Source organism: Clostridia bacterium, assembly GCA_017438525.1.
GTDB lineage: Bacteria > Bacillota > Clostridia > Oscillospirales > RGIG8002 > RGIG8002.
The window spans coordinates 1-12,113 of record JAFRVI010000076.1; the positions used below are offsets into that span (position 1 = coordinate 1).

Below are 12,113 nucleotides of genomic sequence, written 5' to 3' on the forward strand. Positions count from 1 at the left end.
CACCGGCATCGGTCTGGCCTCCGTCGCCGCCGCCCGCGGCTACCGCATCATCATCGTCATGCCCGAGACCATGTCCGTCGAGCGCCGCCAGCTCATGAAGGCCTACGGCGCGGAGCTGGTGCTCACCGAGGGCGCGAAGGGCATGAAGGGTGCCATAGCCAAGGCTGAGGAGCTGGCCAAGGAGATCCCGAACAGCTTCCTTCCCGGCCAGTTCGTCAACCCCGCCAACCCCGCGATCCATAAGGCGACCCCCGGCCCCGATATCTGGCGCGACACCGATGGTAAAGACGATATCTGCGTCGCGGGCGTCGGCACCGGCGGCACCGTCACCGGCGCCGGCGAATACCTCAAGGAGCAGAACCCCGCCGTCAAGGTCGTCGCCGTCGAGCCGGATTCCTCTCCGGTGCTTTCGGAGGGCGTCGCCGGCCCGCATAAGATACAGGGCATCGGCGCGGGCTTCGTGCCGGACGTGCTGAACACCTCCGTCTACGACGAGGTCTTCCGCGCGACGAACGAGGACGCCTTCGCCGCCGCAAAGCTGCTGGCGAAAAAGGAGGGCGTCTCCGTAGGCATCTCCTCCGGCGCGGCGCTGCACGCGGCGCTGACGATCGCCGGGCGGCCGGAGAACAAGGGCAAGACGATAGTCGCGCTCCTCCCCGACAGCGGCGACAGATACTACTCCACCGCGCTTTTCACCGAATGACCGGAAGACGTAATATAAAAAAGACAGCGCCGTTGAGGAGCCCTCAACGGCGCTTTGCTGTGCACGGAAAGCGCGGCTATTTATCCGCCGCGATCCCGTTGAAGCGGTATATGAATTTAACTCCGCCGTCGGTCCCGTCGGCGATGCCGGCGAAGCTGCGGTAGTTTTCGGAAACGCGGATGATCGCCTTGAAGCGTTCGATAACGCCGCCGAGCTTTCCGCCGAGCAGCTCGGCGAGCCCGCCGAGTCCCTCGTCCGCGAACTGTTTCAGCCCGTCGGAAAGCTGCATCGCGCCGCCGCGAAGCTGCGCCGCGCCGCTTGTCAGTGCGGGCAGTCCGTTTTTGAGCGCGGTCAGCCCGTCGGAGAGCTGCGCCGCGCCCGCGGCGAGCCTGCCGGAGCCGTCTTTGAGCCCTTCGGCGCCGGCTTTCAGCGCGGATGCGCCGCCCGCGGCTTCGGCGACCGCGCCGGTGTAGGCGAGCAGTCCGAGGTAGAAGGCGTTGAAGCTGTCGAGCGAGGTTTTCAGCGCGATGACCTGCCTTGCGCCCTCGGAGGCGGCTGCGAGCTTCGCCTGCACCTCTTCGCCCGCCATATTGTCGGCGATCGCCTGCCGCACCTGCGCTTCGGTATTCTGTTCGATCAGCGCCCGCACGCCATCGCTCGCCATCTGCGCCTCGACGTTCTGCGCGATCAGCGCCTTCGTTTGTTCGGACGCCGTCTGCGCTTCGATCGCGGCGGAAACGGCGGCCTGCGTCGCCTCGTCCACGAGTCCTGCGGCGACGGCGGCTTCATAGTCGCCCTTGCTCATTCCGGTCGCGGCGGGGATGACCTGCTCCGCGACGCTCTCGCGCACGGCGGCGGCGACCTGCGCCGTCACATTTTCGCGCACGGCGGCGGCGACCTGCTGCGCTATGTATCCGCGCTGCGCCTCGACCGCCGCGGTGACTTGCTGCAGCGCCTGACTGTAAACGGCGTCCTCATCGAGCGAAGCGATAACGCCGGCGAGCGTCTGCGCGTAGTTCTCCGCCGTCAGCGGCGGCACGTCGAGCCCCGCCGCGGAAAGCTGCGTCTGCGCGGCGGCAAGCAGGGAGTCAAAGACCTGCTTTGCGCCGCCGGAAACAGCTTCATTATTCGCGGCGACGGCGGCGAGCCCCTGCGCGAGCTGCGCGGCGCCGGTCTGAAGCTGTGCGGCGCCGCCGTCGAGCTGTGCGGCGCCGTCTTTTAGCTCCGCCGCGCCCTGCGCGAGCGCGTCGACTCCGGCGACGAGCTCGGCGGATTTATCCAGCAGCGCGGTCAGCCCGTCGTAAAGCTGCGAGGAGCCGTCTATGAGCCGCGCCGCCGCGTCGCCGAGCTGATCGAGCCCGCCGGTGAGCGCGGAAGCGTCGAGCCTGCCGACGTCGATGCCGTTGAAGATGCCGTTTGCGGCGAGCGTGACGCAGGTGTTGGTCGCGAAGGCGCTCGTCTGCGCGGATATTTCGAAACAGTCCGGTATCTCAAACTCGCTTCCGGAAACGCCGAGCGATTCGGCGAGGCCGGGGAACGCCAGCCCGATGACGACCGTGCGGTCGCCGTCGTTGATTATCCTGCCGTTGGTGACCTTCACGTCGGTGAAGGCGTCGTTATCGAGCATAACTCCCGTCAGCATCGCGAAGGGGACGTAAACGCGCACCCTTTCGCCTCCGACGGAAACGATCTCGTATTGATTGTTCGTGAAATCGAAGCGCATCGTTACTCTGCCGCTTTTGCCGGCGAGCATCGAAGGCGCCGCCGCCCTGCCGTCGAGAGTATAGCTTACCCTGACGGAAACGGGCAGCTCGCGGTCGATATTGCCCTGATAATAGACGTCGCCGCCGGCGGCGTTCCAGACGCGGGTGCCGTCGCCGCCGAGGGTGAAGGTCGCGTCGCCCTTGGATACTTCGACGTCGGCAAGGTCGGTGCGGTCGGTTATCGAAGCGGCGCCGGCGGGATTCCTGATCCAGTCGCTGACGATCAGCTTTTTGACCGCGCCCTCGGCGTCCGCGAGGACATAGACGGTCTCGTCCTTGTATGCGCCCGGCGCCGGAGCGCCTGCGGAGACATCCCTGACCGCGCCTTCGGCGCCCGTGGCGGCGGGCGCATCGGCTTCCCCGCCGCCGGCGGAGACCACGCCGCCGCAGCCGGCGGCGAGCATCGCGGTGCAAAGGCAGACCGCGAGCAGCTTCATTAGATTCCTTTTCATATCATTTCTCCTCCGTATCGCAGCGGGCGGCGCCCGTTTTCTTCAGATGCCTCATTCCCGCGGTAGTCGCGCAGACGGCCCTGTCGCAGAGCAGCAGCAGCGCGGGCAGGGCGAGGATGACCATAACCATACTGATTATCGCGCCTCTCGCCATCAGCATACACATCGAGCTTATCATATCGATATCGGAATAGAGGGCGACGCCGAAGGTCGCGGCGAAAAGCCCCATTCCGGAAACGATTATCGACGGGATCGAGGTCGCCAGCGCGACGCGGACGGCTTCGCGCTTGTCTCTGCCGCCGAGGCGTTCGGTCTTGTAGCGCGTGGTCATCAGTATCGCGTAGTCGACCGTCGCGCCGAGCTGTATCGTGCTGATGCAGATCGGGGCGATGAAGGGCAGGCTCTGCCCGAAATAGTGCGGCAGACCGAGGTTTATGAATATCGCGAGCTCGATGACCGCGATGAGTATGAACGGGAGCGAAACGCTCTTTTCCACCAGCGCGATTATCAGGAATATCGCAAAGATCGATACCATATTGACGACGCGGAAGTCGCGGTCGGTCGTGTCGATCATATCCTTCATACAGGGCGCTTCGCCGATCAGCAAGCCGCCGGCGTCGTATTTTTTGAGTATCGCATTGAGCTCCGTGATCTGCGCGTTGACCTCGTCGCCGGCGACGGGGTATTCGGAGCTGACGAGCATCAGCTCCCACCTGTCGCTGCGCAGCAGGGAGGTAACGGAGTCCGGCAGCGCCTCCGCGGGCACGCGGGAGCCGAGCAGCGCGGAAAGGCCGATCACGCGCTTCACGCCGTCGACCTGCCGCATTTCACGCGTCATAGCGCGCACGTCCTTCTGCGGCACGGAGGTTTCCACCAGCAGCATATGAGTGGACGCCATATCGAATTCGTCACGCAGCTTGGCGGTCGCGATAACGCTCTCCATATCCTGCGGCATAACTTCGGTCATATCATAATATACCTCGCTGTTGGTCTTTGAGTAGCCGTAATACGCCGGCGGGATGAGCGCGACGAATATGACCAGCAGCAGCGGGAATATCCTGACGATGAATTTTGAAACGCCCTGCGTTTTCGGTATCAGCGAACGGTGCTTCGTTTTTTGCAGCGGCTTATCGAGCACGAGGATCAGCGCCGGCAGCACCGTCACGCTGCCGATAACGCCGAGCAGAACGCCCTTGGCCATAACGACGCCGAGGTCGCGCCCTATCGTGAAGCTCATAAAGCAGAGCGCGATGAAGCCCGCCACCGTCGTTACCGAGCTGCCGACGATGCTCGTCAGCGTCGATTTTATCGCGCGCGCCATCGCCGCCTTCGGGTCGTCCGGCGTCTGCTCGCGCTGCTCGTTATAGCTGTGCCAGAGGAAGATGGAATAGTCCATCGTCACGGCGAGCTGCAGCACCGCGGAGAGCGCCTTTGTTACGTATGAGATCTCGCCGAAAAAATAGTTCGAGCCGAGGTTGAGCATTATCATCAGCCCGATCGAGAGCAGAAATACCAGCGGGATCAGCCAGCTGTCCATAAAGAGCATCATCCCCGCCAGCGCGAGCGCCACCGCGATCCCGACATAGACCGGCTCCTCACGCTCGCACAGGTCCTTTAAGTCCGTGACCATCGCGGACAGGCCGGAGATAAAGCATTGCTTGCCCGCGACCGAGCGTATCTCGCGTATGGCGTCCATCGTCACGTCCTCGGACGTGGAGCTGTCGAAAAAGACCGCCATCACAGTCGCGTTTTCGCTGTTGAACGCCTCATAGAGTTCGTCGGGGAGTATTTGCATCGGCACGGATACGTCCGCAAGCGAATCGTACCACAGCACCGTTTCAACGTGCTCGACCTGTTCGAGCTTCGCCTTCAGCGCGGAAACGTCCTTCGCCGGCATCCCCTCCGCGATGATGAAGGAGAACGCGCCCTTGCCGAAATCCTCCATCAGTTCTTTCTGACCGATGACGGTGTCTATGTCCTCCGGCAGATAATCGAGCATATCGTAATTTACGCGGGTGTGTATATATCCGAACAGCGCCGGTATAAGCAGCAGCAGCGTGATAATGATGATCGGTGCGCGGTGCTTTACCACCGCCCTTGAGAACTTCATATCGTCAAGCCTCCGTTTAAGTTTATCGGTTCCGGCAAGCATAATTATATAATACGCCGGCGCAGCACAATACGGACATTAAATATACACGCGCACAGTTTTTGTGCATATGCACGATATTATCCAACTCAAATCGGACGAAAAAAACGCCGTCGCGCGGACGGCGTTTTGGGTATGGCGTCAATGGCTTGCGGAGCTTTAAGGCGCGTCAGCTCTTCGCGGCGCGGCGGAGCATCTCCTCCGGCACGCCGCGATGCAGAGCGCACAGGCGCGCCGCCCAGGCGCGCACGTCGGTCTTCATCCCGCCGGCGAGCCAATCCGCCACGATGCCGAAAAATGCGCACTTATAGAAGCCGGCGATCACTCCCCGGTCGCCTTCGCTTATCGGCGCCGTCGGCGGAACGCGCTTTGAATACGCCTCCACGATATAGTCGCAGACCTTCCAGAGATAGCGCTCAAAGATGTCGCGGCTGATGGAGTTATAGATGTGCAGTATCGCGCGGCGGTTTTCGCTGCCGAAGTCGATCGCGGCGCTTATCGCGTCCTCGGCGGAGTCGATGGTCGGGTGCGCGGAGATGATGCGCTCGGCCTCCTCGGTGATGATCTCCTCGATCAGCGCGGGGATGTCGTCATAGTGGTAATAGAAGGAGTTGCGGTGGATCCCGCATTCGTCAACGATCATCCTGACGGTGATGCGGCTCAGCGGGTTTTTATCAAGAAGAGCCATAAATGCGGATTTTATCGCGGTCTTCGTGAAGTTCGGCATAGCGTTTTCCTCCGTGGAGTTTGATTTGATTATAACATCCGCGCCGCCGGAAATCAAGTCGGCGGGCAAAAAGACTTGATTTTTCGCGCCGCGCCGGTTAGAATAGCGGTGTGGGGTGATGGTATGAAGCTTTGCGTCAGCAGCTACGGATTTTACTGGACGAGAGAAAAAACGCTCGAGGGGCTTATCGCCGTCGTGAACAAGGCGGCGGAAATGGGCTTTGAGGGCATAGAGTTTATGGAATACGACGAGGTCGGGCTGAAGGAGGCGAAGGCGCTGCGCGCCGCCTGCGCGGCGGCGGGGATAACGCCGGTGAACCTCTGCTGCGGCGCGCATTTCGCGACGCCGTCCGCGTCTGAAACGGAAGCGCAGGTCGAGGAACTGAAGCGCCGCGTGGACGTCGCCGCCGAGCTCGGATGCGTCTTCCTGCGGCACGACGCCGCGCGCGGGCCGCTGCCCGAGCCGTACCCGCAGACCTACGAGGCGGCCGTTCCGTATATGGCGGAGGGCATACGCCGCGTGACCGAATACGCCGCCTCCGCCGGCGTGAAGACGCTGACGGAGAATCACGGGCAGTTCTCGCAGGACGCCCGCCGCGTCGAATCGCTCATCAAGGCGGTCGGCCACCCGAATTTCGGCGCGCTCGTCGACATCGGCAACTTTATGTGCGTCGACGAAGACCCGCCCGTCAGCGTTGCCGTTCTCGCGCCTTACGCGCGCCACGTTCACTGCAAGGATTTCCTTTTCAGACCTGCGTCGGAGGCGGACTCCTGCGCGGACTGGCTGACGACGCGCGGCGGCAACAAGCTGCGCGGCTGTAATATCGGCCGCGGCGCGGCGAAGGCGGAGCAGAGCGTGAAGGCGCTCCTCGCCGCCGGCTACGACGGCTGGTGGTCGGTCGAATACGAGGGCTCCGACCCGCCCGAGCAGGGCATAAGGGAAGGAACGGAAAACCTGAAAAGGTATCTGAGTGAATAACGCAAAAACGCCGCCCGTGAGGGCGGCGTTTTCTTACGCGTATACGGTTTATTCAATTCCCGCGGCGAGCTTTACGCATTCATAAGCGCCGTCGTAGGCGCCCTGCGCCTTCAGCTCGTTTATGCGCCCGCAGAAGTGCGGGAGCAGCTCGCGGTCGGTCAGCAGGCGGTCGAGCGCAGCGTTGAGGTCCTTGACGTCGGGGTACTCGTTGTCGGAGTCGCCGAGCTCGCGGCCGCTGATCGCGCCGTAGACCTCGTGCCCGCCGATGTGCTTCATGAACACCTTCGGGATCGGGTAATAGACGAGCTCGCTCGGCTTCGTCACGAGAAGGTCGCAGACGGGCATCAGCATGTTCGTGCCGTAGACGGCGCGGAAGATGTCGTCGTCGCAGATGAAGGTCACGCCCTCGGCGTCGCCGTCGCGCAGGCCGCTGACGAGCTGTTTCAGCCCCGCCCAGTCGTTGCGCAGGAAGCGCGCTTCGTTCTCGACTCCGACCTTCTTCGCCATCATTTCGCAGACGTCGGCGTGGTCGCCGGCGTTGATGAAGAGCGCCGCCTTCTTCGCCCTGACGTAGGGGAGCAGGTGCTTTATCATCGCGGCGAAGGTGCCGCCTCCGGCTCCGGCTCCGCCTACGGTCAGCAGGATGCGCAGCGGTCTGCCCGCCTTCGCGCGTTCGATCCTGCGGGCGTTGTCCTCCTCCAGCCCGGCGAGCAGCTCGTGGTCGACGTAGCGGCCGACCGTCTTCAGCTGCGATTCGGGAATGCCCTTGAGCTGCGTTTTGGCGAAGCCGTCCAGCGTCTTATAGCCGAGGTAGGCGAAGGGCGTCTGCACGGTGTGTATCGAGCCCTCGGCGAGATGCAGTCCCATCGGCCAGTTATCCGGTATCGCGTTGACGACGTGAGTCATGCCCGCGTGCACCGCGCCCTGCGCGGGCCAGACGTGGGTGGCGACGTAGGGGATATCCTTCGGGATATTCTTAAAGATCGGCGCGAGCAGTTCGCTGTTTTTCTGATCCTTCGCGTTGTAGGTTATCTTCTTGAAGCCCTCGCAGTTGAGCGGCTCCCATACGAACCTGTTGAAAAGCCGCGACTTCTGCGAGATGCGGGAGGCGAGGGAATACATGTCGTTCTGCTTGCGGATCATCTTCGAGCCGGTCGCGTCGAAGGAGGCGAGGTCGAGCCAGTAGGGCGTGAAGCCCAGCGCCTTCGCGCAGGACGCCATCGCGATGGAGATGCGGTAGTGTCCGAAGCCCATGCGGATGTTGCCGACGATGAGCGGATTCCCGCCGAATTCGGCGTTTTCTTCGCCGAAGACGACGTTTTGAGCGCCGATGAAGTCGAGCGCCTCGATCGGCTCGAAGGCGAGCTTATAGTCGGCGGCGCTGTCGTCGCCGAACTTTTTGATATAGCTTTTCTTGCTCTTTTCGGCGGCGCGGACGGTCTTTTTGTCCATCGCGTTGCCAAATATGACGGCCGTTCTGTCGTTCATACGAGCACTCCTTTGTCGGTGAAGTATAGTATCGTTTTCGTTTCGCCGCCGAGCTTGTATTCGACGCTTATCATATGCCCGCCGCGGCTGAAGCCGGTGACCTCGGCTTCGCGGAAAAGCTCAAGTCCCTGCGCGAGCAGGGCTTTTTTCGCTTCGTCGTACTCCGCGAGGTTGTCGGAGGTCATCAGCACGCTGCCGAAGAGCGCGTTCAGCGTCAGCAGCGCGCGGCGCTGCTCCGGCGAAAGCTTCGTATTGCGGTCGCGGAGCAGGAAAACGTCGGGGTCGCAGCCGAACATCCGCCCGTCCGCGAAGGAGCGGTAGACGGTGTTCTGCAGCGTGACCTTCGTGGAGACGCGTTCGCGGTGCATATGCCGCATGAACCACTTGTCGTCAAAGTCGAGCGAAACGTCCGGGCCGACGCGCAGGTAGTCGAATCTGCCTGCGGAGCTCGATAAAGGCGCGCCGCAGCCGAGAATGAGCGCGTCGCCGAGCGCGTCGCGCAGGAAATCGAAGGCGCGGGCGGCGGCCTGCGCGCGGGTGAGCCCTTCATAGCGCGGCAGGCAGGCGGCGTAGAGGAAGTCCAGCTTGAAGAAGCCGAAGCCCATATCGAGATAATGCTTCAGACAGCGGCGTATATACCCGAGCGCGTCGGGATTCCCGAGGTCGAGCGCATAGAAACCGGACCAGTTGCAGCCGCACTTGACGAAGCCGCAGTCGTCGCCGCTTTTGAACCAGTCGGCGTGCTCCGCGAAGAGCTTGCTCTTCTCCTCCGCGACGAACGGCGCGAGCCATATCCCCGGCGTGAAGCCGCGTCCGCGTACGCGTTCGACGACGGGCTCCAGCCCGTTCGGGAACTTCTCCTTATCGACCTCGAGCCAGTCGCCGACGTGTTCGGCGTAGCCGTCGTCGATCTGGAAGAGGTTGAAGCGGCCGTCAAGCCCCTCGAGGTCGCGCAGCAGTATTTCTTCGTTGATATTCTGGTAGTAGTTGTACCACGACGTGTAGCCGAAGATCTTTTTGATATCGCGCTTTGGGAAATACTCGTCGGGCAGCCCCTTCCACTCGCCGCCGTAAACGAAGTCGCAGACGGTGAACTCCGCGCCGGGCGCGAGCTTCGCGCCGGCGACATCGGAAACGGCGGAGACTCCGCCTTTCCCGCGGTCGATCTCGAAGACGAGCCAGGCGTTGTTTGAATTGAGGTTTACCGCCCAGCCGCCGTCGCCGCCCTTGGCGTAGAAGACGTCGTAGCCGTGAAGCTTGCGGCGCGAATAGGGGTAAAACGTCGCGTCGCCGTAGCGGTCGAATGAGAAGGCGTTGACGAGCTTCCGCGGCAGGCGGGTGACGTCGCGCTCCTTTTCGCTGAGGCGGCGCTCCGCGCTGTCGGTCCAGGACTGGTAGCCGTTGGTGAAGCAGAGCCCGTCCCTGCTCACGCGGAAGGGGAGCTCCTCGCGGTATTCGGCGAGCTCGACCTCGTTCTTCGCGCGCGCGGTGACGACGCGGCGCCTGCCGTCGTCGGTCAGGACGACGGCAAGGTCGGCGTTTTCGGTTTCGTTTATCAGTTCGCGGCGTTCGCCGTCCGCGAAATAGGATAAAGTGAATCCGCGTTCCATAGCTTACTCGGCGTCCTTCGCTCCGGGATTGCCGGGCATTTCGGGCGCGTTGGGGGCGAGCGGTACGTCGATATACTTGCGGGTCTCGGGCAGCTCGTCGGGCGTCTTTCCGGACTTGTCGATGGTCTTCATGACCTTCTTCTCGTTATAGAGGCCGAGGATGACCGCGCCGAGCACGCAGAAGGCGACCGCGGCGAAGGCGACTATCGTCAGGCCCTTCGGGGAAGCGGTGATGTCGTTCGCGTTGACGTTCTGGGTGGTGCCGAAGATGGCGAGCGAGGTGAAGACGAGCATCGCGATGGACTGTCCCCACTTCATCGCGAAGGTGCGGGCCGCGAAGAACATACCCTCGCGGTTTTCGCCGGTGACGATGCCGTCGGCTTCCGCGACGTCGGCGACGATGGACTGCGGGATGATGCCGAGCAGCGCCATCGGGAAGGTGGCGATGATGCAGATGGCCGCGCCGTAGACGATGCCGGGCAGCGGCACGAAGCGGATCATCGCCGTGACGAGATACGCGAGCGCGAGGCCGAAGAAGCCGCACATAGTCAGCTTCTTCTTGCCGAACTTACGCACGAGCCCGGAAACGAAGGGGTAGAAGCAGGCGGAGAGCACGGTCATCGCGCCCATGAATATCATGGTGTAGCTTTCGTCGAGCGCCATCGAGACCTTGACGAAGAAGGGCAGACCGGTCTGGAAAAGCGTCAGACCGATCCAGTACATGATGTCGGAGCTGACGAAGACGCGGAACTCGCGGTTCTTGAAGGTCGCGGCGAGCGACTTGAAGACGTTGGCGTTCGAGGGCTTGGTGTCGACGTATTCCTTCTCGCGGATCAGGAAGGTCGGCAGCAGCATGCATACGCAGGCGACGACCGCGAGCACGATGAAGCAGGCGCGGTAGCTCCAGTCGTAGGCGAGCCCGGAGCCGCGCAGCATTCCCGCGAAAACGAAGGGGGTGTACGCCAGCAGCGTGCCGAAGAAGAAGGTCAGCGAGATCGCGGTGGAGATGAACATTCTGTCGTCCTGCGTCTTGCCGTATTCGCTTATCAGTGCGTTATAGGGCGTGCAGTACATAGTCATGAAGGTGTAGAAAAGGACTATGAAGATCGAGATCCACAGCACGTTTGTGCCGCTGATGGCCTTCACGGGGGCGCAGAAGAGCAGCACCGTCACGACGGAGAGCGGTATCGCCGCCCACTGCATGAAGGGATTGCGCCTGCCCCACTTGTTGTTGAAGCGGTCGCTCATGTTTGCGATCAGCGGGTCGGTGATCGCGTCGAAGATACGGCTGAGCGCGGTGATCAGGCCGAGTATCGTCAGGAATCCGAATATGACGAGACCGGGGGTGATGTACTGCGTCGCGCCGCCTTCGATGTCGACCTGCGCCGGCAGGTAGAAGGTGACGAGCCAGGTGTTGATGATGCCGCTGAGCATCGACCAGCCGAGCTGGCCGATCGCGAAGATGATCATCTTCTTTTTGGTCAGTCTTTTCATAGCGTGTTGAAGCGTTACCGTCCGGAGTAACTCTTCCCTCCCGTATTTGTATTTTGGAAAAACGTATTTTCACCGCCCGGACGAGCGGCAAAGCCCTGATGAGCGCCGTTACGGCACGAGGTTATAGAGTATCATGTCTATCAGCGCGGCGACCTCGTATTCGGGGTGCGCGTTTTCGTCCTGCCGCAGCAGCGTGTCGGCGGAGAGCGCCTTGCAGAGATTCAGCAGCGCGTGGCAGGAGGCGTAGTAGAAGACGCCAGGCTTCTCGATTTCGCGCACGGTGCCGTCGGCGAGCCCGCGCTCGTAGGCGCGCTGAAAGCGGTGGTAATAGAGAAATATGATGTCCTCGTATTCCTCCTTGCTCTCCGCGTCGCGCAGGAAGTAGGAGTCGAGCTCGCGGATGAAGCGAAAGTAGCGGCGGTCGTCCTCGAATACGCGCAGGAACGCGCGGTAAAACTCCGCGAGCGCGGAGAAGCCGTCCCTGCAGGCGTCGAGGTCGAAGTAGCGTCTCAATACGCCGAGCGCGAGGTGCGAAGCGGCCTGTACCGCGAGGTTCTGCTTCGTGCCGAAGCGGCGGTAGATCGTCGCCTCGCCGTATCCGGCGCGCGCGGCGACGTCCTTTATCGAGGTCGCTTCGATGGTGTTTTCGAGGAAAAGGTCCGCGGCCGCGGCGACTATCGCCGTCAGCTCGCTCCGGTTGAGTTTGTTCATTCTGCACCTCCGCGGGAACAGGAAAAACGGGGAAATGT

General features: G+C 62.3%; 9 protein-coding genes. 2 read left to right on the top strand and 7 right to left on the bottom strand.

The features are described from left to right. On the top strand, window positions 1-703 hold a 703-nt coding region (locus IJL83_07255; GenBank protein MBQ6553391.1), incomplete at its 5' end, for a pyridoxal-phosphate dependent enzyme. Window positions 704-779: 76 nt separating this feature from the next. Here the strand turns inward: IJL83_07255 and IJL83_07260 are convergent. From IJL83_07260 to IJL83_07270, 3 genes are all read right to left on the bottom strand, one after another. After that, entirely contained in the window at window positions 780-2,918 is a 2,139-nt protein-coding gene (locus tag IJL83_07260; GenBank protein ID MBQ6553392.1) for a hypothetical protein, read from the bottom strand. Window position 2,919: 1 nt separating this feature from the next. Continuing rightward, entirely contained in the window at window positions 2,920-5,028 is a 2,109-nt protein-coding gene (locus IJL83_07265) for an MMPL family transporter (GenBank protein MBQ6553393.1), read from the bottom strand. Between the two features lie 208 nt (window positions 5,029-5,236). Continuing rightward, window positions 5,237-5,794: a TetR family transcriptional regulator C-terminal domain-containing protein gene (locus tag IJL83_07270; protein MBQ6553394.1), complete on the bottom strand. Its 558-nt coding sequence runs from the start codon at window positions 5,792-5,794 to the stop codon at window positions 5,237-5,239. 123 nt (window positions 5,795-5,917) lie between these two features. Between IJL83_07270 and IJL83_07275 the strand changes: the two genes are divergently transcribed. After that, window positions 5,918-6,772: a sugar phosphate isomerase/epimerase gene (locus IJL83_07275; protein MBQ6553395.1), complete on the top strand. Its 855-nt coding sequence runs from the start codon at window positions 5,918-5,920 to the stop codon at window positions 6,770-6,772. A 48-nt stretch (window positions 6,773-6,820) separates the two neighbouring features. Here IJL83_07275 and IJL83_07280 read toward each other — a convergent pair whose 3' ends face one another. The 4 genes from IJL83_07280 to IJL83_07295 all read right to left on the bottom strand — a co-directional run bounded on the left by IJL83_07280 (window position 6,821) and on the right by IJL83_07295 (window position 12,075). Then, window positions 6,821-8,260 carry a hypothetical protein gene (locus IJL83_07280; GenBank protein MBQ6553396.1) on the bottom strand — a complete coding sequence of 480 codons (1,440 nt, stop codon included), beginning with the start codon at window positions 8,258-8,260 and terminating at the stop codon, window positions 6,821-6,823. Then, window positions 8,257-9,870, bottom strand: coding sequence for an alpha-galactosidase (locus IJL83_07285; GenBank protein MBQ6553397.1), 1,614 nt, complete (start codon window positions 9,868-9,870; stop codon window positions 8,257-8,259). Before IJL83_07285 ends, IJL83_07280 begins: the two co-directional genes overlap by 4 nt. Window positions 9,871-9,873: 3 nt before the next feature. Continuing rightward, complete coding sequence (locus IJL83_07290) at window positions 9,874-11,364, bottom strand: MFS transporter (protein MBQ6553398.1); 1,491 nt, start codon at window positions 11,362-11,364, stop codon at window positions 9,874-9,876. Between the two features lie 108 nt (window positions 11,365-11,472). Continuing rightward, window positions 11,473-12,075 carry a TetR/AcrR family transcriptional regulator gene (locus tag IJL83_07295; GenBank protein MBQ6553399.1) on the bottom strand — a complete coding sequence of 201 codons (603 nt, stop codon included), beginning with the start codon at window positions 12,073-12,075 and terminating at the stop codon, window positions 11,473-11,475. Window positions 12,076-12,113 lie beyond the last annotated feature (38 nt).